Source organism: Arthrobacter sp. MDT1-49-2, assembly GCF_059090185.1.
In genome coordinates, this window is record NZ_JBNHFK010000002.1 from 484,198 (window position 1) to 507,925 (window position 23,728).

The 23,728-nt window shown below is 59.9% G+C and carries 19 protein-coding genes and 1 pseudogene; 10 read left to right on the forward strand and 10 right to left on the reverse strand.

Annotated elements, in window-relative coordinates; all coding sequences use genetic code 11:
• Position 1: 1 nt before the first annotated feature.
• The 5 genes from AC5RTS_RS04760 to AC5RTS_RS04780 form a co-directional block, all read right to left on the reverse strand.
• Entirely contained in the window at positions 2–1,042 is a 1,041-nt protein-coding gene (locus tag AC5RTS_RS04760) for a CU044_5270 family protein (protein WP_493990921.1), read from the reverse strand.
• Positions 1,030–1,611: an RNA polymerase sigma factor gene (locus tag AC5RTS_RS04765; protein WP_493990922.1), complete on the reverse strand. Its 582-nt coding sequence runs from the start codon at positions 1,609–1,611 to the stop codon at positions 1,030–1,032. Before AC5RTS_RS04765 ends, AC5RTS_RS04760 begins: the two co-directional genes overlap by 13 nt.
• Before the next feature lie 811 nt (positions 1,612–2,422).
• Positions 2,423–2,779 carry a hypothetical protein gene (locus tag AC5RTS_RS04770; protein ID WP_493990923.1) on the reverse strand — a complete coding sequence of 119 codons (357 nt, stop codon included), beginning with the start codon at positions 2,777–2,779 and terminating at the stop codon, positions 2,423–2,425.
• Between the two features lie 931 nt (positions 2,780–3,710).
• Positions 3,711–4,139: a hypothetical protein gene (locus AC5RTS_RS04775; protein ID WP_493990924.1), complete on the reverse strand. Its 429-nt coding sequence runs from the start codon at positions 4,137–4,139 to the stop codon at positions 3,711–3,713.
• 327 nt (positions 4,140–4,466) lie between these two features.
• Complete coding sequence (locus AC5RTS_RS04780; protein WP_493990925.1) at positions 4,467–5,294, reverse strand: hypothetical protein; 828 nt, start codon at positions 5,292–5,294, stop codon at positions 4,467–4,469.
• Between the two features lie 206 nt (positions 5,295–5,500).
• Between AC5RTS_RS04780 and AC5RTS_RS04785 the strand changes: the two genes are divergently transcribed.
• From AC5RTS_RS04785 to AC5RTS_RS04795, 3 genes are all read left to right on the forward strand, one after another.
• Entirely contained in the window at positions 5,501–5,998 is a 498-nt protein-coding gene (locus tag AC5RTS_RS04785) for a hypothetical protein (RefSeq protein ID WP_493990926.1), read from the forward strand.
• A gap of 518 nt (positions 5,999–6,516) precedes the next feature.
• Complete coding sequence (locus AC5RTS_RS04790; protein WP_493990927.1) at positions 6,517–8,460, forward strand: zinc-ribbon domain-containing protein; 1,944 nt, start codon at positions 6,517–6,519, stop codon at positions 8,458–8,460.
• A gap of 450 nt (positions 8,461–8,910) precedes the next feature.
• Positions 8,911–9,243 carry a hypothetical protein gene (locus tag AC5RTS_RS04795; RefSeq protein ID WP_493990928.1) on the forward strand — a complete coding sequence of 111 codons (333 nt, stop codon included), beginning with the start codon at positions 8,911–8,913 and terminating at the stop codon, positions 9,241–9,243.
• Positions 9,244–9,308: 65 nt separating this feature from the next.
• Here the strand turns inward: AC5RTS_RS04795 and AC5RTS_RS04800 are convergent, their stop codons facing one another.
• Positions 9,309–10,814, reverse strand: a complete 1,506-nt coding sequence (locus AC5RTS_RS04800; protein ID WP_493990929.1) for a hypothetical protein — start codon at positions 10,812–10,814, stop codon at positions 9,309–9,311.
• Between the two features lie 646 nt (positions 10,815–11,460).
• Here AC5RTS_RS04800 and AC5RTS_RS04805 point away from each other — a divergent pair.
• From AC5RTS_RS04805 to AC5RTS_RS04815, 3 genes and pseudogenes are all read left to right on the forward strand, one after another.
• Complete coding sequence (locus AC5RTS_RS04805) at positions 11,461–12,723, forward strand: hypothetical protein (protein ID WP_493990930.1); 1,263 nt, start codon at positions 11,461–11,463, stop codon at positions 12,721–12,723.
• 640 nt (positions 12,724–13,363) lie between these two features.
• Positions 13,364–13,846, forward strand: coding sequence for a hypothetical protein (locus AC5RTS_RS04810; protein WP_493990931.1), 483 nt, complete (start codon positions 13,364–13,366; stop codon positions 13,844–13,846).
• Positions 13,833–14,411: pseudogene (locus tag AC5RTS_RS04815) on the forward strand (metallophosphoesterase family protein); the annotation flags it as partial. The gene AC5RTS_RS04810 and the pseudogene AC5RTS_RS04815, both read left to right, overlap by 14 nt.
• 21 nt (positions 14,412–14,432) lie before the next feature.
• Here the strand turns inward: AC5RTS_RS04815 and AC5RTS_RS04820 are convergent.
• Together AC5RTS_RS04820 and AC5RTS_RS04825 are read right to left on the reverse strand one after the other, a co-directional pair.
• On the reverse strand, positions 14,433–14,624 hold the full coding sequence (locus tag AC5RTS_RS04820; RefSeq protein ID WP_493990968.1) for a hypothetical protein: 192 nt from the start codon (positions 14,622–14,624) through the stop codon (positions 14,433–14,435).
• Positions 14,625–15,444: 820 nt separating this feature from the next.
• Positions 15,445–18,516 carry a hypothetical protein gene (locus tag AC5RTS_RS04825; RefSeq protein ID WP_493990932.1) on the reverse strand — a complete coding sequence of 1,024 codons (3,072 nt, stop codon included), beginning with the start codon at positions 18,514–18,516 and terminating at the stop codon, positions 15,445–15,447.
• 421 nt (positions 18,517–18,937) lie between these two features.
• Here AC5RTS_RS04825 and AC5RTS_RS04830 point away from each other — a divergent pair, with 421 nt between their 5' ends.
• The 4 genes from AC5RTS_RS04830 (at position 18,938) to AC5RTS_RS04845 (ending at position 22,819) form a co-directional block, all read left to right on the forward strand.
• Entirely contained in the window at positions 18,938–19,243 is a 306-nt protein-coding gene (locus AC5RTS_RS04830; RefSeq protein WP_493990933.1) for a hypothetical protein, read from the forward strand.
• Positions 19,244–19,810: 567 nt separating this feature from the next.
• Entirely contained in the window at positions 19,811–19,978 is a 168-nt protein-coding gene (locus AC5RTS_RS04835) for a hypothetical protein (protein WP_493990934.1), read from the forward strand.
• A gap of 2,206 nt (positions 19,979–22,184) precedes the next feature.
• Complete coding sequence (locus tag AC5RTS_RS04840) at positions 22,185–22,496, forward strand: toxin HicA (protein WP_493990935.1); 312 nt, start codon at positions 22,185–22,187, stop codon at positions 22,494–22,496.
• Complete coding sequence (locus tag AC5RTS_RS04845; RefSeq protein ID WP_493990936.1) at positions 22,493–22,819, forward strand: type II toxin-antitoxin system HicB family antitoxin; 327 nt, start codon at positions 22,493–22,495, stop codon at positions 22,817–22,819. Before AC5RTS_RS04840 ends, AC5RTS_RS04845 begins: the two co-directional genes overlap by 4 nt.
• A gap of 298 nt (positions 22,820–23,117) precedes the next feature.
• Here AC5RTS_RS04845 and AC5RTS_RS04850 read toward each other — a convergent pair whose 3' ends face one another.
• Both AC5RTS_RS04850 and AC5RTS_RS04855 read right to left on the reverse strand, forming a co-directional pair.
• On the reverse strand, positions 23,118–23,282 hold the full coding sequence (locus AC5RTS_RS04850) for a hypothetical protein (RefSeq protein WP_493990937.1): 165 nt from the start codon (positions 23,280–23,282) through the stop codon (positions 23,118–23,120).
• Between the two features lie 168 nt (positions 23,283–23,450).
• A complete protein-coding gene (locus AC5RTS_RS04855; protein ID WP_493990938.1) occupies positions 23,451–23,600 on the reverse strand; it encodes a hypothetical protein in 150 nt (49 codons plus the stop codon).
• Between the last annotated feature and the right edge of the window lie 128 nt (positions 23,601–23,728).

Genomic DNA, 23,728 nt, shown 5'->3' on the forward strand with positions numbered 1-23,728 from the left:
CTCATGGAGCGGAGTCCACCACGGAAGTCCGCACCGATCGCCAGGACGAAACGGTACCGGCGGGGGCGCCGTCGTAATCCTGCAGCGAAACAACCTGCTCACCGATCACCAGTCCCGAGGCAGGATCGATGACGAGATCACTGCGCCATATGCCATCGAGGCTGAGCATGCCGAGGGCGACGCCCTCCCGGCCGTCCGCCATGACCACGCTGTCCACAGCGTCGACGCCGGGAATTAGCGCGGCGGCCCGGTACAGGGCTACGCGGAGATCCGACGGGATCACGCCGGTGCGCAGGATTTCCTTGATCATCTCAAAGGCCTTGTCGTCCGGGGTCCCACGGTCCTTCGTGTACTCATAAATCCGGTCGAGCAGCTTGGCCGGATCCCGGGGCAGCCCGGTGGTATCGGCCGGCGGCACGCCCAGTATCGTGTAGCCGGCACCGTCGAAGTCACCGCCCGGGGCCCGGAAAACCCCCACCATGGCGGCTTCTGTTCGCGGATCATTAACCGCCCGGTTGCGTGCGAGTTCCTTGACCACCTCTGGTGCCGAGTCTGCCGGAACCTGAGCTTCCCGGTTCCACACCCACTCACCCTCCAGATCGGAGGGAACATAGAGCTGATCGCGGGAAAGCGCATCCCAGGAAAGCACTACGCCGTCCGCCGCGGAAGTGTTGGAAAACAACTCCTCCCTTTCGATTTTCAGATACTGCCCCGGAAGGACCACCGGATCCGCGGTACTCATCGCGGCCGCTTCCACGTCATCAAGCAGTTGGGTTGCCTCCGCTGTTGCCCGGCCGCGATCGGGCAGAACGACGTCGGCCGTCACCAGGACGCCGACGAGGAAGGCCGCCGCTGCCGCCAAGAGAGTGATGCGGCGGCGCGCCTTGCCATGGCTGGCCCGAGGTGGTGCCACGACTGCGGTGTCCACGGAGGGAGCAATCCCTATGCCTGCCAGAACTTTGCGGCGGTGGCGGGACAGTGTTGCCGGCGGCGGGGAGGCAATGCCGTCACGCATTCCGCGGAGCAGTGTCATTTCGTCCATGCTTCTTCTCCTTTGTCTGCAAGCTGCACGGCATCAAGCGCGTTACGCAGGGTCCGCCGTGCCCGGTTCAGACGGGACCGGACGGTACCGATCGGAACGTTCATAGCGGCGGCAATACCCTCGTAGGTGAGGTCTCCCCAGGCATAGAGAAGCAGCGTGTCCCTGTCGATGACGGGCATCGACTTCAACGCCACGGCGATCAGGCCTGTGGCCACCAGGGCATCCGTCTGGGCAGCGACCCTGTCGGATTCATCGGCCACGGAGTCCCGCAGACCTGCCTTCGCTGCGGCTTTCAGCATCCTGGCTTCTGTCCGGTGGTGTCGCCGCAGCAGGTTGGTAGCGATGCCGAACAGCCAGGGACGTGCGTCGTCGTGGTCGTGGTCGTAGCTCTCGAGCCGTTCCCATGCGACCAGGAAGGTGTCGGCAATAATGTCGTCGGCAGCGAACTCCCCTGCCCGGCGCGCTGCATACCGGTAAAGGCCGGCAGCGTGCCTGTCATACAGTTCCCCGAAGACGGCCGGGTTGTCCCGGGCAAGGCGAATGATTTCGCCGTCAGTGTCTGTGCTCACACTATGTATTGCCCGAACATCGCTTTAGGGTTCACGGACCCAAGACCCGCACGGCTCTCACTCAGGATGTCGGATTTCACCTGACCACTAATGGAACCAGCAGTTTTTTGAACACCAGTCATCACTGCATTCACAGTTTGGTTGCCTGCCTCAAAGCCGATCTCAGCCCACCCCTTGGCAGCACACGGCGAGCTATGACGAAAGCCCAACAGCCGCCGCTCAGCAACGGTAAGAGCACCCAAAAGACAAAAGCCTGCCCAAGTGTCATGGAACCCACAACCAGCTGCCACAGGACAGGGACGGCTAACGCCGCTAGCGTAGCCGAGAGAAAACAGGTGCAAAGAGCAATCCACGCCGGCCGACTCGATGCCGCATTCATCAGAAGAACAACAGGTCCTCCCACGAGGAGCGAAAAAATAAACCAGGGAATTGCAACCCATGCAGCGAAGATAAAGCCCATGCCAGCAGGACCGAAATCATCCGTGGCACCGGGTGGACTCGTCACCACCAACACCCAGACAAGCCCGCCAACAGAGACAGCATTGAGCCATGCACCGCGAAAATAAAGACGCCGGTTGGATCCTGACATTGATCGTTCTATGTGGGCTTCCGTCTCTTTTTCATTGGACACGTACCAGAACATACAGGAGCTGGATCTGTGCCCCTGCGAACCCGTCCATGAGACGTGTCCACCACCGCTCGTAACAGAACCTTTCGTGTCGGGCAGCCTAGTCCCGTAAGCCGGTCCGAACGCCAATCCGTCGCTCGGACGCCTCCGAGTTCCAGTTGATGATCAGAAGAAACTCTGGCATCAGCGGCAGCTGATTGGTTGTTGCTCGACGCGCCCCATACTGTCGGTTTCTGAAACGGTGACTTCTCCAAATTCAACCGTCTGTTGTGGCAGAAGATTTTGGCGCGATCTGAATCCGAAACCCTCATAAACAGTGATTTCTGCGCCAGTTGTATTCCAGTCCAGTGTGTAGGACCCTTCTTCGATTGGCCGGTATCCGTCGTCAGTGCTCCATGTCCCAGCGAGATGGCCTATGCCGGCAGTACCAACGGTATATGCCTCTCCCTTGCCTGACATCAGGAAAGCGGACTCGCGCACGACGAGTCGACAGCTGTCCGGGCCACGTGGACTGACCAGCACGAAGTTATGTGTGTTCATGTCCTGAAACGCTCCTACTAAGCTGGCCGCACCAACTGAACCGACCAGCAAAAACATGACCAAGGAGCGCTGCCACCCCCACACGCTGCCACCCGCACGGCCATTTCGGCGGGTCTTTGCACTAACCCCTAGGAGTACCAGCGAGACCAGGAGCAGCATGCAACTTACTATCCAGTTGCGGACGACATGCGACCCAATCACCAGAATCCATCCATTGACGAAGACCACGACTACTCCAAGCCCGAGCAACAGGCAACAAATACTGGGCAATTCCGCACGAGACTTTGCTGCCGGGGCCAACGCCTCGTCTCCGTCCGTAGGTGGAGTCTATGCCGGAAGGGAGGATGGCTAACGTTCAGAAGAAGGATCCACCACCAGGACGCCTCCTGCGGCGGGAGACAAGTCTCTGAGCCGCAGTTTACTCAGGCTCTCCGCCTGGGTTTTGCAACAACTGCGTGAGCCTAGCCGAGAGCACCCATCAACATTGTGCTTCAGCGCAATTAGTTTCTGGCCCAGTGGCAGATGCCGGGAGCTTCACGAGGTGCCCCGTAGTATCCCCTGCCACCGGGAGCGTTTTCGCATAGCTCCTCAGCCATTGCCTTACTGAAGCTATAAAAGGGCGGAAACGCCGCGACGAGGAGCAGTGTGACCGCACAAAGGGACATCACCCATGCCCGCCGGGACGTCTCAGCTCGTCTCATTAGGAAACCGGTCACGACCGCGGCGAGAACTGCTGCGAGGAAAGGCAGATACATCGTTACCTGGGCCCACACGGCACCCGTTCCCCGGGCTAAGGAAACAATGGTGGCGGCTGAGAGCATGACCAAGAGAAGTATGGGAAGAAGGGTGACAACCAGCACTATTTTTACCAAGAGGTCGGGCCTGGTTGACCGGACAGGTCCATGGGGGCTCTTAGCGCTGCGTTCGGTACTCATCGCAGCTCGTCGATAACAGCGTTCTGTTGAGCCGCGCGGCACAACTGTTCACCGCGTTCTTCCTGGCTTAGCTCATTCCACGCGTGAGCTTGTGCGTCGACCTCAGCTCCGGGCCGACCCATGGATCTCATCTCAGCGGGCGAAACCATCACGCTATTCTCCGGGCCGATCATGCTGCTCTGGTCCAGGGCAGCGCCTGGACCATTCACATATTCAGCAGAACAACCGATGAACGGTTCGTACACAGCTGTCTGTGGATCATCCTTTAGCTCAGGAAATTCCGTAGCCGAGGCCGGTGAGGGCACAAGGTCATCAGCAGCCGATGAGCTTGTCTTGGACTCCGTCTCGGATTCATCGAGCCCATGGGCGGGTATCGTGCCGATCCCGAGGGCAAAACCACCCAACATCGACAGAGTAACGACCATCCCTACTGACGGTTTCCGAAGCAAAACGTTCCCCCGAGCCTCTCCCTCGCGCCCCGCTGGCGCAACGCCCCCACCCTACCGGACGAGGGACTCCCACCTGTGCTACTCAACGCTCTGCAGCAAAAGGCAGTTAGGCAGGCTAACAGGCAGGCTTTGGCGCCGCCCCGACACCTGCTCCAGCTGAGGTGGATCGACCCGGTGAGGTGAGTCAAGCGCCCGCAAACCGATCCCCCACTGGGACAGCTCTCGCGGCCCAAGCTGGGTAACAAGGGGCCCTCGCGGGCAGCCGCCATTCGCTGTTCTGAGACCGCCTGGTAAAACCGCCCACTATCCCGCCTTCTTCGCCCACCACTTCTCAACGGTTTCGACGAAACTATTGTTCTTTGCCGTCAGATTCATCGTCACGCCTCCGGAGAGTGCACCGTGAGCTGCTTCAATATGCATTTTGATTCGATTGAGGAGCCGATATGTGGCTAAGGGACTAATATCTGCCCGTTTCGCTACGAATGACCCTGCGTCTAGTTCCTGGGTTCTGGATGAGAACCGAACATCATCTCCAAAAAAGTAGACATCCCCCGTGTAACCTAACTTCTCTTCTTCCGGCGTAAGCGGACCGGTATCGAACTGGCTGTACAGTTTAAGGGCCAGGTCATTTCGGCGCGCTTCGGTGGCTGGAATCCCATAACCATGGGAATAAAGATTCCGCAAACTTCTCACCGTTCCGAAACCGTTCCCATCTATGTTGAAGGAACTTATTGGTACGGTCCTATAAAATTTCCGTTCCCATTCGCGGAACCAAAGTTGCCCTTCGGGAAAGATCCAATGGTCGGGGTCGTCAAAATGCGCTGCCGCCATACGCGCGATCGTAACTTCGCTGAGTGACACAGCTCGGGTAATCGCCATCAGCCCTGCATGCGACGCCACTTCCCACGGGGCGACACCGATTTTCCTCTCAGCATCCCAGATAGCGTCTCCGCCGTCGTAGCTACCGTCCCCAGGCAAAGCCATCAAGCGGTCCCACTCCTCCCGGAACTGCTTTTCCGACACATTGACGAGATACCGGTGCATGGCAGTTATTCTTTCGATTTCTTCGTTGAAATCTTGGAGATGAAGATGCCATGACGTTTGATCAGTGAGGAGTCTGAGATGCTGCATCCTTAATTATGCAACGCATCTCTAGGTATCCGAGAGCTTGATGCTCAGCTCGTTTTTGACGCTGGGCCTGTACCACCTTCTGAACTTTCGCTTTAGGGCGTACCCTCATCTCCCTAGTCAGCCATTCGTTAATGCGACATATAAACTCGGATGCGCTGGCCGACACACCGCTTACCACTCTCCGAACAAGGGGTACAGACCCAGACATGACGGAAATACAAGGACATCGCGCTTACACCGGCGTGACCACCGAGGGAGAAGCTGCTGTAGGCCGCATCGCTGTCTGGGCAGCAAGAGTAGAAGAGAACCTTGTCGACCTGTGTGCGCGTTTATTCAACGTCGATGACTACAGCGTCGGCTACGCCGTGACTGCGAAGATGAGTGCGTCTGCGGTGATCGATTTGACGAGGACTTTGGTCACTAAATCAACGTCAACCAGTGAAGACGACAGAGACCATGTCCTGGCCATGCTTAGGGAGGCAAAAGCAGCCCTGATACAACGCAACAAGATCCTGCACTCAAGCGTGGGAGAGATCATGTTCGGTAGCAAATCAGTCTTCAACCTGCGAAAAAAGGGAACGGTCCCGGATGGACAGAATCTGGTCTGGGAATCGACCCTGCATGGCGTGGATGAGCTTGATGAGATCGGCGCTCGGCTTTTCAACGTATCGGAGGACCTTTGGGCATACGTTCATTTGTCGTGACTGGCGCTGAAACTGCCCACGTATTTCCATTGGCGCAGTGTGACCCGCGTGGACGGGGTCGCCGCCCCGTCCACGATCAACCTCGACCCGGGCGACCATCGGCGCACACGCTGGGGCAGCTGCTGTCAGCACGGGCACGACCGAGGTCAGTCTCGTAGGGATCGACCTGCACGCCGCCCATGAAGGCCGTAAGGGAAACAATTAGAGTGATTGGTAACCAGCGCCAAAATCCGGCCTGCTTCCGTGACTTCCCTTGCTCCCCCGCGTTTTCTTTAGGGGGGTGCCCTGGCGCGTGCTCGCCAACTCGTGTGGCCGCCTTCGCGCGTGATCTGAAGCCCGTGGGCCGCCCCCCTTCCTGCGCGCTGGCTCCCTGGCCGTCAGGGGTATTTCGAGAGCCACGCGTAGAGGTTCCCGTAACGGCAGCGGACTGCCCTGGCCGGTGTTGCAGGTCCGAATTCGAATAGTTGTCGGCCCTATGTATCTTGTAGCTGGAAGCGCATCGAGAAGGACGAGGAACCATGACCAACGCCACCGCGACGGAGTCTCCGGTGCTGCCGGACGGAGGGCAGCTGTGCTCAACGAAGGGGTGTGGCAATCCGGCCGCGTTCAAAACCAGGACCAAGCCGTCCTGGTGCCTGGACTGCATCGACGGGATCCTCCTTGAAGGCGTCCTGCGGGCCGACGAGCCCTTCACCAAGCCCAACGCGTACCGCCTGACGACCTGCGTGGACTGCGGTGTGCAGGCACACTACAAGCTGGCCTACACGGTGGAGAAAAATGCGCTCGGTGAGAAAACCTGCCGGGCGTGCTATTGGCGTGGCTGGGCCAAGGTTGCCCGAGCAGGCCTGGGACGTATGGTGCCGGAACCGCTGTATTCCCGAGGTGACATTGAGGAGCATTGCAATCTGAACGGGCTTGACCTCATCGCGCTGACCACCGACATCAACGACGGCGACGATCCGATCATCACCCGCTGCCGCTCCTGCGGAAAGATCTCGGCAGAGCGCATGGGGGACATCGGCTGGGGCTGCACGTGCACCCGCAACGCCCGTTCAACAACCCCAGCATTCGCTTCATCTCCAACTCGGGACACCGGGTCAGCGAAGTCCGGCACTCCGCGTTCACCACAGAACCTGCTGGCCGACTCCGCAGACCCTTCGCTTGTGTGGTGGGATCACGACCGCAACGACGAGACAACCTTCCGGACCGTGAAACTCAGAGCCAGACGGGAATGCTGGTGGAAGTGCCCCGTATGCAGTCATTCATTCCAGGCCAAGGTACTGGATATGACCGGAGGGCGGCCTGCCTGCCCACAGTGCAACGCTCTTCGGGAGGAAGAACGGGACAGGCAGCACGCCAAGTGGAGAATTACCCCGGTTGCCGAGGTCCCGGAGCTGGCGACCGCCTGGGCTGACGATGCCGACCCGCGCGCAGTCATGGTTGCCGGTGACTGGCAGCTGCGACGGTTCCAGTGCCCTGCCGGACACCATCCCAGGATGAGGCCCCTCGCTTTTCTGGAATCGGGCTGCCCAAGCTGCCGGGCAGCTCAAACACGGAAGGCCCAGAAGAACTGGCTTGCCAACACTCTTCCAGAAATAGCCTCGCAGTGGCACCCGACCCGCAACGGCAAACTCACCCCGGAAAGTATTGTCTGGGACTCCCAGCGAAACGTTTGGTGGCTGGCTGACTGCTGCGGCTATGAATGGCAGGAGAGCCCCCGGTCCCGGGACAAGTACGACCGGCTACGCTGCCCGCAATGCCTAACCATCCTGGATTCACTCGCCTGGCAGGACCCCGGTCTGGCCGCGGAGTGGAGCCCTGCCAATCCCCGCAGTGCCTGGCAGGTCCGTCCCACCGCAACGACCCCGTTCGTACCGGAGTGGATCTGCGCCACCAACCCGGAGCATGTCTGGAACAGCACCCTCGCAAGCCGCACCAATGGTTCGGAGTGCCCGGAATGCAAGGTCGCCGGTAAGTCGAAGGTGGAGTTGGACCATTACGCCGCGGCCAAGGAGTTCTTCACAAGCGTCCGGTCCGGGGCACTTGTTCGGGATAGCGCCTTCTCTACGCGGCCGACCTGGACGGTGGACATTAGCGCAGCGGCCGGCAGCACGAAGTTCGCCATTGAGTATGACGGCGCTTACTGGCACCGGGCCGCAGCAAAGGTGCTCGTCGACGAACGCAAGAGCGCAGATCTGTTGGCAGCCGGCTACGCTGTCGTACGCCTCAGGGAGGATGATCTTCCGGAGCTTCCCATCCAGCATCCTCGGTACCGGGAAATCCGCGTCTATTCTGCAGCACCGCGGCCTCGGGAAGTCCTGCAGGAAATACAGGCCTGGCTGGATCAGCTGCCCAGTGCGAAAGGTGCCGGACTAAACCGGCACATAGCTTCGGCGGAGAAACCGGCCATCATGGACCAGGAGGTTCCGGCCATTCCGAAGGCACCGGAGACACCCGGATAGCCCAGTTAATGTGTCAGATATGGATCATGGGCACTCCAACTAGAAATGTTCAATATCTGGCACGTTCACCACTATGCCGCGATTCCCGGTCTGGTCGATCTTCCCGTAGCCGCCGGTGACCTGCAGGGTCATGGGACACTAGCCGTGAACCGACCCGCCTGATCTGGGAGCCCCTTTGACAATGACCGGACCGTGGACCTGTTTCCACGACTGCACCAAGCATCAGTATCGACTGCTGAGCAACGCCGTCGGCCACTCCTGCTGCGGCCGGTGCCGTGAAGGCTTGTCCTGCATGGAGTCGGCCTGGGGGAACGCGCCGATGTACCCGCACGGTTACGAGGAAAGCATCCTGAAGCCGGGCCGGTGCCTGACGTGCAAACAGGGCCCGCACTAACGATGGTCCGCCACACGAAGTCAAAGAACGCGCGGAGGATCCCTGTATGGATTCCTTTGGATGTAGAGGGCCAGGACGGCCGGAAGGTGACCCTTTCCGGCAAATCACTCACCAAGCTCACCGGCACGGTCATCACTCCGAAGAACCTGGAGGTTCTGGACAGGGACCGTAACCGGATCGGGAGGCTCCGGAGCATCGACAACTTTGATGGGGTCCTTCAGGTCGTCTTTTACCTGAACCTGTTCGACGAACCGGTTCCGTCCGTCTCGGGGAAGTTCCTCCTGGGACTCTCATTCCGCGGCAGGCACACCGCTGTGTCCCTGTACGAGACGAAGCCGCGACCGATTCCGGATGGCACGTATGTGGGAATGCTCGGAGAGGAGTTTTGAGCCGGGTGCCGGCAATTCGCAACTCCAGCTTTACGTATAGATTTATCGGCGTAAGAAAAGGACAGTCAGGGGCGTAGTACCGAAGGTCCTGGTGAGCTTGCCGGTTCAATGCTGATGTCATATGCCGATGCTGCCAGTTCGCGTTCCCGGGCCGCCGCTGAACGTACACGTTCGGTCGCCATCCAGACAGGCATGGCGTCCAGCTCGGCTGTTTCCGTGGCACCGCCTATGGGCATGTCTTGCGCTGAAAGGTAGACCGGCAGACTTAGATCCTCGCGCCACCAGTTCAGAATTTCCTTTTCGATAGCCCACGCCGAGGCCCCCTCATCAAACGCCTCGATGGCAACTGCTTCCCAGCCGTACCTTGCATGCCCTGCCAACCGGCTGGAATCAATCCCGGCAACCCCGACCTTGATGGCCCCAAGGCGGGTGTTAGTGACAAGGTAGACCACCGCCGCCTTTGACCGCTGGAACCCATACTCCGCGCAATCCTTGCACCCTCGAACCCCCGTTGAAGTCACTGAGGTATAGGTGGGGTAAGTGTCTTTTCCGCAGCTGCAGCGGACATGCCATTTTTCTCCGGCGCCCGGGTAAGGTTCCAGCAGCGTGTAGCCGGCAGCCCGCATTCTCGCTTCCGCGATTTCGGCGTTGCCCGCCTTTCTAGTTGCGGCCTGGGATCTCGTTTTACAAACGGAGCACCCCATGGATTTACCTCTCTTCAGGTCCTTGTGTCTCGGACTCGTAAAGTTGCCGCACCTCGAGCACCGGCATTCCCAATTCACGTCGGAGCCGGGGTAGGGCACCAACGGCTCCAAGAAGTTCTCTCGCATAACCTCCACCGCTGCTTCAGCCTTCACCCTTAGCTTTTTGGCGCCGGTTGCTATCCGTGAACACTTCATGCATCGAGAGTTGCCCTGCTGGATCTCGACGTAGACCGGGGCGGCTTCGTGGCCGCACTCTGTGTAGCGAATCCGCCACGGTGCCAGACGCGAGCCAGGGTAAGGCTCCAACGGCTTCATGCCTGCTTCAGCCAACACTGCGAAACTACGCAGCTCCGCCTCCCGGTCGGAGGCTTTCCTTGTGCAGGACTGGCATCCGTTCTGCTTGTTCCGACTTCTAACGCGCGCTGCTCTGACGGTTCCGAGCAGGACAGCACTCTCTTCTCCGCAGACCATGCAGAGGCAGCGCCACCTGGCCGAATATCCCGGATACGCTTCGAGCGGCTTCCACGATGCAGCCTTCATTTCTTCAACGGCTTCGATTGCCTTGCGGTTAAGCATGGTGGCGGTGCGTCGCACCAGCCTGGCCGCCTTTATGGCTGGGAGGCACGGGCACTCGATTAACGAGTCCTTATTCGCTGCCTTCATCCATGTCAGGGTGACACCTTGCCCGCAGTCCTTGTGTCTGGCGCGCCAAGGTGCCGTAATGCTGCCCGGATAACTCTCCAGCGCTTCATAGCCGAACCCAAGAAGTCCTGATGTTGCTGTTTCATTGGTCAGCCGCGCGGGCACTGAATTGCCTACTTTCTCCAAAGTCAATGAACTCTGGATCTTATCGGCCAGCAGTGACACAACCCGGGTATGCAATACGCGGTCGAGGCGAATCCACTCAGGGAAAAACAGCTTATGTGTCTGGAAGCCTCTGGACAGGCCGTAGTTTCAGGCGTCGGAGCCCGAGCACTCCTAGACGCGGCGCCGTCGGCGTGCCGGATGGCCTGCAGATGTGTTCGGGCAGGTTTTCGAAGTCGATGTACAGATTCCCGCCGAAGTCCCGCCGGATCCAGGGCTGGTCTGGTGCCGCATAGCGGCCGCTGTGGCCGCGGATGAGAAGTTCCGTTCAGGCTTCGGCGTCATAGGCTCCGCGGGACCCTTCTCGCAGGTGAAGCAGGTGAAGCAGGGATGATTGTGCCGACGTCTGCGAGGAAGGCCGGGGGCGCCATCCTCAGGTGCAGTGTGCGCACTCAACAGCGGAATGAAGTTCTCCGGCGCGCAAAACCCTCACAATGAGCTATCGACGATAATTTCCATTACCGTCGGCGAAACTATAGCCTCTTGAGGCCGGAAGCGACGGAGTGCTAAAGGCTGGTCCGGGATCATGCTGAGCTTCTAGATCCTCGGGCCGTCCTGTGCGGGCGCCGCCGTCGTCGGCATCGCGTGTCCTCGAGATGAAGCCTCACACCAGCTGCACAAAATTCGTTCCCACGCGGATAATCAAGCTATGGAAGAGAGACTGACCGGAACTTTCCGCACAGGGGACGAAATTCCGGTACCTGGAACAGCCATACTCCATGGGGATGGGACTTACACCCTCGACCTCGAGCAGTTCTGCTTCATGCCCCAGCAGATAACCCCCCTGCCCAACGGCTACGCCATCAGCGCGGATGCTCGCCATATCGTCGCCGACCACGAACCGCGGTGCATCTTGGCCGAACTCGATGGGCAGCGGCTGATGTCCTTCCCAGAAGCCCACATGCAGGATGTCCTGGGACTGCCAGCGCGGGTAACCCAGCGGATGAGGGGGCAGCGGTACGTGGATGGTGCGCACCTGAGCTTCGTATCGCCAGTGGAAGCAATCCGCTGGGTATGGGACCTTGCCGCACCGGGTCTCCGTCCGGACCAAAATGACCTGTGGACCGAGACAGAACCGGCCCGCGTCAGACTGCCCGTCTCAGGGACAGTGCGTCGGATCGTGGAAGGAAACGACTGCGGCCTAGAATTCACGCCCGATGATCCGGCACCGCTTTACGACCTGATCTCCGACATTCAGGGGCCTTCCACAGTACTCGCCGGCTTGTGGTGCCGCCGCCGACCTCCGGCGATCATCCTGACACAGGTGCTCACAACCGGGACCTTCCATCAGTATGTTGCTCCCGTAGAAACGGTCGGCAGGGTTTCGAAGTCGGACCTGCTCCCCGTGCAGGAGCTCACTGGCAACATAATCGCCCCCTGGCTGGATACGGCCCACAGGCTCGAGCCCCTGCCCTACATTGCGGCTATGCAGCTGGATCTGATGCCTCTACAGGCTACCGCCCAAGTGCTAACAACGGCCTTGGAGGGCCTGCACAAACGCCTCGACCCCCGGGCCAAGAGGAGGGTCGACTACGCGGTACGGGCCGAGGATCTCGCCAAGGAGTTGGAGCTAGTCGCCCCCGGGTTATGCGGCCCGCCCAACTTAGAGCCTTGGAAGAGGACGGTGAGGGACATCCGCAACGACCAGAGCCATCAATCACTGACGAGATTTCACGGCGACGAGGCCGACCGGTATTACGCGGCCAGCCTGGCCGTACGCAATGTCCTGGCACTGCGCATGCTTCTCCTGTTGGTTCCTGCCGACACGCTCCGCGACGCCCTGGCCGGCTCCAGTTCCATCCAGTCAGACCTGGCCAACATGGACCAGGCCGGCCTCTACCCGGGGTTCTCCGCCCTGGACGCCTTCCGTCTGTCAACCGCAGCGGACAGAGCACAGGCTAAAAACCGGTGAACCTGGGATAGTGGCGCCCTTCAGGACCGGAGCGACGCTCCCAGGTCCTGGGTCCTTGGTCCTGCGGCATAACCACTTCAGACCGCAAGCGCCCCAGACCCGATGGGGAAGTGCCCAGAATTCGGATAGAAACTGGTAGCTCAGCGTTCCCGCTGGGGCTTCTTCCCCTCGGGCGAGCCATCCAGCGCAGGCGCTGCCAATCATGGCAGAGTGTGTCCATGAGATTCTGGTGGGCTACGCAAAACAGGAACTACGAGGATGCAATTAATGAGGGCTCTCTCTGGACATGCCCACGTCCTAATGGCCGAAAACTGGACAACTCTCGAGCCTTCATCCAGGAGATCCGTGCGGGGGACGTCGTTTTCCATCATGCGCATGGGTATCTGAGGGCCGTCAGCGTCGTTATCGAGCCCTGGCAAAAATGCCACCGTCCAGCGGCCTATCATCCCGGTCGGGTCGGAGAAGAGGACGAGGGCTGGCTGGTCCGAGTTGATCCATTCGCCACCGGCCTCAGACTGCATTACACGCGGGTAGCTGAGCTGATTCAGTACGGCCGAAAGGATGCCCCCCCCTTCATTCGGCTGGCCGCCCAGCCGAACGGTTCCTGTCAACCTTGGCGGAAGAAGAAGGCCTACGCCTGTTGGAAGAACTCAAGGTGCAATTGCCGGACCGGGCCGAAGGGTTTATGGGCCGACCTGAGGACTGGTGGAACGGCCAAGACACCGATACTGCGGCGTTCACGATGCTGCGCACAGAACAGGCTGATCTCCGTCGGCGGCTTCTGGGAGAACGGGAGGCTGCACCCTGCTCGATCTGCGGAGAATCGTATCCGAGGCGTCTCCTTATCGCTGGTCACATAAAACCGCGCCGCATGTGCACTGAGGAGGAACGCAGGGATTTCGATTCTGTGGCCATGCTGGTCTGTTCGCTGGGATGCGACCCGCTTTTCGAATGGGGTTACATAGTGATCAATGAGGAAGGGACCATCTGTAATGGCCGGACGCCGGAAACCCCAGCCGTCGCGATCGCCGTTTCCGCTCGAGTAGATAGGGGCTGCTTGGCCTTCAATTCCAGTACATCTACCGCTTTCAAAGAGCATGGTCACCTTCATGCCAATACTTGACCGGGGTTCCGCTCAGCCCATCGTCATCGCCGGCGACTGGCACGGTGACCAGGAGTGGGCTTTGGCTGTAATCCGCTCTGCAGCCCGAAGCGGCGCGCAAACCATTCTGCACGTGGGAGACTTCGCGCTTGATTGGCCCGGGCTTAAGCGTGCAAGGTATGAAGACAGACTGAACAGACGACTGATTGAATGCGACATCGAACTCATCGTCTCCGGAGGAAACCATGACAACTGGGACACTCTGATGAAGCTCAGCCCACAGGAAGACGGATTAGGGACGTTCAGATCCAATATCCGCGTCCTCCCTCGAGGAGGTAGAGCCCATATAAGCGGATTGACAATTGGTGCCCTGGGCGGGGCCTACAGCGTTGACCAGGAGCACCGGACTGAGGGAAAAGACTGGTGGGCGAATGAGGAACCCAGCGAGTCCGAAGCCCAAAGGCTGGTGGGCGGTGGCCCTGTGGATGTACTCCTTACCCATGATGCCCCCGCCGGCGTATCTATCACGGAAAAGTTTGACCTTCCAGCCGATGTCCGTCGTCGTGCGGACCGTACCAGGACATTACTTCGCGAGGTCGTCGATTCCTTAGTTCCGCCACATGTGTTCTGCGGACATTGGCACCAGCGACGATCCCAGGAAATAATTCACCGGGACGGACGAATAACCCGCGTAGATGTACTCGACAAAGAGAAGTCCCGTGTGGGCAACGCCGTACTTGTGTGGCCCGGCAAGGTCCCGCTGCGCGTCGAACCATTGGTTGTCCGCGGATGAGCGCACGTGCACAGCACCGTGGTTCCGGCGCTGTCAGCATCGACGACAAACCGACGCGTCGCCGCCGCCGATTCCTTTGCACGCCCATCGTCCTCGCACAGGGCGAAAACGAACGTCCTGACCGCAGCCGGGAGGAACGCGAAGCGTGGCCGAACCGCAACCGGCTGTTCGGTGAAAGGACTTCATGAGCGAACGCTACGGGGCGGAGACTCAAGGGGACGAGCGGAGGTCTATCACCGCCCCAAATCTCGGTCACCGTGCTGGGCGCCGACCTACCGAAAGCAAGGTCCCGGACGCAGACTGAAACAGGGAAGACAGTCAGCCTCGCTCACGAGGAGGACCCGGAACGTTCGGCCCGCTAACCCCTCACACCGATTCCGCGATGGGGTGCAAGCCAGCGTCACAGGACCTACATCGCCGACTCGCTGCCTCGTCCTGCCGACCTGAGGGTCGGCAGGATAAATCCGCGGAATCTAAAGGGACGAAGGGGCTTCCTTATATATAACCAACTTAACCAACCAAAAGATATATATATAAAGAGGGGAGCGAATCATATATAGCCCCTCCCCTATGTATATACATATGTTCCCCTCTTATAGGCATACTCTCCCCTGCTTGGTTAGGTCGGTTCGGTCGGCGGCACCCCAAAATCCCGCGCGTTCTAGCGGAAAGATGACACTCTGCTGTTTCCCACCGGGTCGGCGTTCGGATGCCCGGAGGTCTGCAGTCGGTAGGCCCGAGTGCCAAAAGATGACCTCCCTTAATACAGAAGAGAGTCCCGGACATCACGGGGACTCTCTCCTGAAGCCATGAAAAGCGATTGCGGCTAGCCCGCTTCCTCGCCCAGAATCGTGGCAATTGCGACGGGCACCCCTGAGATCCGATGACTTCCCACTTTACGACGCACAGTACTCAGAGGACCGTTTGATTTGGGATGCCTGGCACGCGGAATATAGGTGGGGGTGAGACCCTCGTCCCAGACACAAGCCCACGAGGTTCCTTTACGCTGGCCATAAGGAATCAACGACGGATAGGCAGCCTGAGCCCTAGCAAAAGCACTTTCCTCGTCAAACAGCACGACCTTCTGTGCATTGCCCTCGTAATCCCTGACCGTTGTGACAGTGCCGATCCGCAGTCCGCCAGGCGTAAGAGAACCGTCCTCGGGACCGCATATCCATCCCAAGCCGCGATTAGCCAGCGCAGCACCCTCTTCGGTGGGTTCAATCGGCGGCTCACCAGGGTTATGGCCGCAGATCACATGGGCGGCACCGGACGCCAACAACGACGTTAGCGCGCGTATCAGGGAGATACCGGGAGCAGACTCCTGATTGTTCCCATGAGAACTAGCCACCGCTTCAATGATCGCCAACCCCAATCCATCGGTGCCGAGCAAACGAAGCATTTCAGAACCCATATCCAATTCCTGGGCCATGCCCCTGAGGATCTCAAGCGTCAAGAGCATGTCGGCCGCCAGCGACGCGCTCCGTTCCGAGGAAGCGGATGGGCCCCAGAGCCTCTCCTGACCTGCTCCAGCCAACTCCATCAACTCGTTGCGTTTGCTTTCCAATCCCTTCACGTACTCTTCCCAACCACCGGGAGTCTCGTCGACAACATGACGGATGTAGCGCACGATGTGAGAAGTGAAACGAGCCTGAAGCCCGTCCTGACGGGCGAGTTCGTTGATCCGGTCGGTCGCCTCCCTGAAAGGGCTGAGCTTGCCCGGCCCCAGATATACGGAAATGAGCCGCTCCCTCACCGACGGTGTGCTCAACTCTTTCTCAGCCGTAACGACCAGCTGTGCGCGGGGTTTATTGACCCTCTTGGGAGTCATATCAGGATTCATGCGGGCCTTCCCCGCATTGTTGAAGATGGCCCGGACGGCGTCAGAGACCTTCGCTTCTTCTTCTTTGGCCTGGTTGTATACCGATGACGGCGCCAAGTCATCTATGACCCAGATGGGGAGATGAGCCAGAGCATTCTCGATTGCCGAAGGTGTGTCCTTGGCCTGACCCGGAAGCATGTCCTGCCAGTCAGGCTTCTTGCGTGCCCAGAAGTACATCATGGACCGGGCTGTCCAGGACTTACCTTTGCCCTTCGGCCCCCACAGGTAGATGGTTGCGCGGGGGCGGATGGGAACCAGTGGGCGCAGCGCCGCTGCAAGCACAAGTGCAGCTGTCGATTCCTCGGTCCAAGCCCGGGAACGGATATAGGCTTCGATCACCTTATGGAAGTCCCGACGCACCTGGTCCCGGTACGCCTCTTCATGAAAGTCTCCGTCGGCCAAGACGCCGACCCCATAGTGCTCTACCATCGGCGCACTCAGACGTCGGGGGCTGGAGCATGATGCCCGATCCTCGCTGATATCACCAATAATCTGGTCGCCGACCAGATAGACGGGGCGCCCATCGTCGGTGGGAGCCCAGCCCATGTGTCTCCACCGCGTCGTCAATCCGATTGCATCCGCACCGTTGCTCTTGACCGCTTCCAGCCATTTGTCGCCCGCCTCCCAACGAGGAGGCCACGACGGGTGCCGAAGTATCGCGAAGGGAACGATTGCACCCTCCGAAACCCAGTCTGTGGGCGGCGAGGAAAGAATGCTGGCGGGGCCTCTGATAATCCCACTTTCCACGACGCCCCTCTGCCCCACCCAAGAGAGTTCGATTTCAACGGTAGACGTTCCGTGGCGCTTTCCGGACTGCAGCACGCCTGTGCGCAGCTCCAGTTCGGTGGGGTAACGTTCGCATTCAACACTGAGGACGCGTCCTCCGAGATCAACCTCTCTGACCCACTTGTGAGGCTGGCTCAAAGCGTGGCTACGTTTGTCGGAACCAACAAGTCTCTCTACGAACAACCCGTTCCCGGAGACGCGCCATGCACCGTCCTTCCAAACGTGAGAGGGCGTAGGTACTGTCAAGAGAGCGTCACACAGCCGGGTCTTGAGCTGTTCCCACGTCCCGACCTTAGCGAGAAATTCGTCCAAAGGGATCTTGCTCGGTTCCGCACCGTCCTGGGGGTTGTCCTCCAGATTCAGGAACAACACATTCTTAGCCTTTGCTCTCTCGTGGAGGTGCAGGGACAGGGCCTTTACGTCCGTGGCATGCGTGCTTTCGCTTTCACTGGCTGGCGCCAACCAAACGACGCGGTCCTCCCAGTTGAAGGGATAGTGCCGTGAGTCACTCAGCTCGTGCGCTGAAACGATGAGGATGCTGTCGTGGTCAGAGATGCGTTCCATCAGAGCACGCAGTTTCTTGACGGGGTTGGCGACATCACTGGTGCGAAGCTCATCCCAAGTGGCGCCCATGGCACGAAGGTAGGCGGAAAGCGCCGCGTCTGCGCTCAGCATCCCTTCGGTGACCATGACTACGGGGGCTGTATCGAGCCACGAAACTGGTGTCCCCGGGTGAAGGCCCGGTGGCGCACCCGTGTCCTCGATGAACTCATACTCCATCAGCTCCCCAACCTTGTTGACGGTCGGGACCATGGCACGAACCTGAAAGGTGAGAGGAACTACGGACGTGTGGCTGTTGTCAGCTTCCCTAAGACTTGCGCGTGAGAACCACGGCAGTAATAAGGCTTCTCTTCCAGGGATAGAAAGAGACTGCTTCCAGCGGAGCCCCTTTCCTTTTCTTGTGTTCACCCCGATGGCTTTCAACTCAGCCGCAATGGTGGTGTGGTTCATGAGCTTGTATCCCCGCGCTTCAGCGACCAATGGAGCGATGCCGGAGTTCGCGAGCGCCCAAGCTGCAAAACCTCCCAAGGAAGAGGGATAGTCCTCCAGCTGCCAGGGCGGCAGGTCGGGCAGAGCGAGCCCCGAAGAGTGAGGGAAGTGCACTCCTCCGTCACCGCTCGCCTGCCGATCGTCGGCCTTCGGACTGATGGTTTCTCGTATCTTGGTCATATTGTTTCTATGCGTCCTTGGCCCTGACCGGTGACAACTTTTTGCGCCTCGATACGGCAATGGCATTTTTAGCGGCCTTCGTGGCCGGGTCGGTGACAGCATCACTTGTTTCGCAAAGGATCGAAGACAGGGAGACCCAGACACGAACGCGGAAGCTGATGTCGCCAGGCAACGGCGGCAACACACCTCTCGGGTGTTCAGGGATGCCACCGTGCTCAGGTCTTGGAATAGCCGGAAACAGCGTCCGGTCCTACTTCTTTTGGCCCCGCTCTTATTTGAAAAGCTACCTACCCCGGCTACCGCTCATCATTTCGCACCCGTACCACCCGTGAAAACAACCCGCGGTGACATTTCTGACCGAATCCGCACACATATGAGGTGAACGGCCCGCATCAGGGCCACCGATACAGGAGTAGCAAAAATGACTCAGGCCGAGACTAAATATGAGCACACAGCCAATAGCCTCATTAAAGCCCTCTCCCACAGGGGCATAGATTCCTTTGTCTACCAGACCAGCCCCGAGGTGGCCACTATCTACGCATCCTTGCCGAACAGCATTCTGTTTGCCGGCCCCGGAGACTACAACAACGAGAACCCGGGCGCTTCAGTCTTCAATACGGGGAGCATGTACGTCACTACGATTCGTGAGGATGATCCCGGGGTCGCTGTTCTTCCCGGATCTACAGCCGATCAGGTCGCTGACCTTTTCATCGCTGCGGGTGGTTAAGGCCTCATTGGGTCCTGGGTGCGCCTATAAAACAGGTCCGCACAATCGTAAAAACCTGCATGTCAGGTTGGCTAGCCCCGATGACCGGTTCCGATGAGCCCAGTCCTGCTCTGAGGCGTGTACCGAAATTTCGCTAGGCCGCGGATATCAACGTCGACGCAGAGTCCTTTCTCCCTACACAACGGGCTTAGGGCCCATGCCGATAAGCGGTTATGCCGTTTTCACCCCAAACCCAACACCTACGACTCTCTGCGCGCAAGGCCAAGGTCTCTGTTCGTCCGGCGCAGAACCGAACAGCAGTAAGGCATGATGCCTGTTCCGCACTGTTCTTCTATCAGCGGGTGCGAGAATAATCGGATGGAGCCGACCTCTGGGAACGACAATTCTATTCAAACCAATAGAATGAGCATCCATGCCTTAGCGCGTGAACTAAACGACAACGTCGGCGCAACAGTTGTCCAGACTATGGCCGGCGTCCGTGAACCGACCTCCCCCAACGATTGGGCCAGCCAGGACGGACCTGAGCCGCCCCCAAACGTTGAAGCTAGGCTAAGGCTCGGGTACCGAGTGTGGCGCACGCTCACGCTTGCCATGGGTCCGCATGAGGCCCTGGCTTGGCTGATGGGCTCAAACCCCCGGCTTGATGGACAGCTCCCCGTGCTCTTTATCCAGCATGAGCGTGAGGCAGAGGTTCTGGGCGCGGCTATGGCCTTCGTGAACGATACAGTGGCGTGACTCCCTAGGCTCGGCCTGAAAAATGCACTCGGTCACATTGTGCTAAACCGCGCGTTTACATGACGGACTTGGCTGTGCCGGCTGTTATGTTCCCTCGCTGCGGCAGGATGTTCCCGATTCTCGCTGCGGCAGGATGTTCCCTATTCTCATTGCGCAGGCAGTTCTGCACACTCACCGATAGGCAGGATATTGCCTTTTTCGACGCTTGGACGTCCCTAAGCGGCTGACAAGAACTGAATCGGCATGATATTGCCGCTAGTTGGATATAGGCGACCCCATGGCGCGCTGCGCTACGACCCGCGATGCCCAGAAGGACACAGGCATCGTCCAGTCTGATTTGGCAGTCCCTGACTCCGGAACCTCCGGACTCCCGGACTCCCGTACTTCCAGCCACGCCCGAGCGGCCAGGCACGGACATCCAGACTCCCGGACTTCCGAACATCCAGACCACCGGACTCCCGGACTCCCGTAGTTCCAGCCACACCCGAGCGGCCAGGCACGGACATCCAGACTGCCGGACTTCCGAACATCCAGACTCCCGGACACCGGAACCTCCGGACTCCCGTAGTTCCAGCCACACCCGAGCGGCCAGGCACGGACATCCAGACTCCCGGACTTCCGAACATCCAGACTCCCGGACTCCGGGACCTCCGGACTCCCGTAGTTCCAGCCACACCCGAGCGGCCAGGCACGGACTCCCGGACTCCCAGACCACCGGACTTCCGAACATCCAGACCACCGAACTCCCGAACATCCAGACTCCCGTAGTTCCAGCCATACCCGAGCGGCCAGGCACGGACTTCCAGACCACCGGACTTCCGAACATCCAGACTCCCGTAGTTCCAGCCATACCCGAGCGGCCGGGCTGGAACTTCCGAACTGCCGAACTCAGCCAAAACCGAGTCCTGGGGTCAATGCTGGACCGGAGTTCACCTCAGAGAATTACAGACTGTTAACAGGCCTCTTTAATCACAAACCCCCGGCGATCCGAATCGGGTAGAGGCAAAGGCACAGCCTCGCGACAAAGGGACGTCGGGTGTGCCCGCGGGGGCCGGCGGTAGCCGCGAAACGGTGAGCCGGGCTGATTGGAGGGCATATAAAGAAGGTCGGGCCTGGCGGCCCTCCCCCTCCGCTAACCTTTCCGGATACCAGCTCGGGTTTCGTTTCGGTGCCTGGTGTTTTGGAAAGCCTTTCGATTTGCTGCCATCGCTTGCGCTCGGCCGTCCGCGCTGCGCGCGTACGTGCGGCTTCGCCGCGCGTAGCGTCGGCGTGCAGCTGCCCGGTACGGGCGCTGCATCGCTGCGCTCTGCAGCTGCACGGGGACCGGTTCGGGACCCGTAGTGGCTGCAGGTCGTGGACCTGGCGCGGAGCGCCGGTCCGCGGCTCGTCCGCGACCGGTCTTGGTTTCCGTCGCTGCGCTCCGTTCATCCAAGCCTTCGGCCGCTGCGCGGGCAGATGGCGTGGCCTCATCCTGGGCAGGATGGGTCGGGATGGTTTCTTGATGGAAAAGCGAAGGGGCGGCGCCCCGGTTGCGGGGGCCTTCTCGCTTGCTTCTTGGTGGTCGTTTTGGTGGCCGCTGCGCGGGGCGGTTTGTGGGGCAAGACGTTTGCTTGTTGGTGTCCGTTCCGGTGGCCGCTGCGCGGGGCGGTGTGTGCCCGGAGTGTTGGTCGTTATGGTGGCGGACGGGTGGGTGGCATGAGGGGCTTCGCCCCGGTTGACCATGGGTTGTGGTGTTCTTCACGGCCGGCGGTCTGCTTGTCGTCATGGTGGTCGTGAAGGGTGCTTGTCGTGACGCCGGCTGCTTGTTGGCGGAATGTTTTTCGAAATGTTTGCGGGAGGCTGAATGCTTGCGGGATGTTGGCGGCACGTGAAGCGTCATGGTCTGCGTGGACCATCAAGAAGGGCGCTGCGTGGAACATCATGACGACGATCAGATGACCGGACGTGGACAGGACGAGATACAAGGAGCGACCCGAGACCCGACCACCAAAACCGGAACCCCCTTCACCGGCCGAAGGCCTTCCTCCCAACCAGGAACAAGACAGCACCAACCCACCCACACGAGAGGCACCCACCGGGGCGCAGCCCCTACCACCACCCAAGAGAGTGACACCAACCATCACGAGCCAGGTGGCAACCAACCGCCGGCCGCAGGCTTCATCTGCGTGCTTGACCAGCGTGATACTACTAATGGTACTATCTGGTCATGGGGAAAACGGAGAAGGCTCTGGCCAAGATGCGCCAGAATCCAACATCCGTACGGTTTGACGATCTTGTCCGGGTCTGCGACGAGTACTTCGGCGACCCTCGGCAAAGCGGGACTTCCCACAAGGTTTACGCGACACCGTGGGCCGGTGATCCACGGGTGAATATCCAGAACAAGAACGGGCAAGCTAAGCCATACCAGGTCAGACAGGTCCTGGAAGCAATCAGCAAAATTGAAGCCGATAGCGCCGAAGAAGCGGAACCTGCCGAAGGTTCCGAGGGCAAAGAAGAGGAAGAGGGTGAGCAGGAGTGAATACTGCAGAGCACTACAGCTACCGGGTCACCTGGTCGGCCGAGGATGAAGAGTTCATCGGCACCGTTTTGGAACTGCCTTCCCTGTCCTGGCTCGACACCGAGTCAGGGTCAGCCTTCTCCGGCATCCAGCGGTTAGCTGCCGAGGTCGTGGCCGATCTGGAAGCAAACGGAGAACCTATCCCCCAGCCGCTTTCCGAACGCAACTACTCCGGTAAATTCCTGGTTCGCATCCCGCCGCAGGCCCACCGCCGACTGGCCGAAGAAGCGGCAGAGCAGAACGTCTCTCTGAACCGCCTTGCCTCCATGAAGCTCTCCGCTTAGAAAATCAGGATGTCGCAGGATGCCTAAGCCCCTCCCGGCACGCCACCGGGAGGGGCTTTTCTGCTGCTGCCGACTCCGGCAGCTATCTGTGCTCCACCGGCGTCCCGCTGGTGTCAACGACGGTGTCGAGCTGGCGACGAAGTCCGCTGCCCGCTGCCCCCTCGTCGTCTTCCCGACGGTGAACACCCAGTGTCGGCGTTCCATGCTGACAGTGACGTCCCCCTCATCAGGTGCAACCCTCAGGATGAAGTCCGCGTTGTAGTACTTGCCGTCGATCTTGACCATGGTGGGCATGGGGTTACTCCTCCGTTACGGTGCGGCTGTATTCCAGGGCCTTGTCGAAGGCCTGCTCGAAGTCGATGCGTTCCCGGACCGTCCGCGGCCGGACGTCGCGGTGCACGGGGCACTGGATGGCCTTTTCGCGGAGGTTGGGGATCCGCAGCGCAGAAACGCTTCGGGCCACCAGTTAGCAGAAGGGTGCACTTGGGTCGCACCTTGTCATGGTGACAGACAGAGAGAAGCGGCGGCACCGTTCGCTGGGCGTACATCGGGGATTCGCGCCCGGCACGGCGATTGAATCCTGTGTAGCCGGCCGCAAATCCCTAGTGTGGGCACGAAAACCGGCAGTGAGCTAAAAACTACGGGTGTTCCCCGGCATGGAACAGAGAATCTTCGGCTCGCTCGCGTCGGCGTGCACCGGCACAAACCCCACAACCTTCACGTAGCGGACCGGAACCTTTGCCTTAGCGGCGACCAATGCCGGATCTGCGGCGCTGCTCATCCGGTGCGAGAAGACCCGGCTGCACGGCTACCTGATCCTGCCGGCCAAAGCTGTCGGCTCCAACGCGATACTTCACCTCGCCCAGACCGTCCGTGCACGCGCTGAAGAGGTCTAACCGCCAGCGGCCA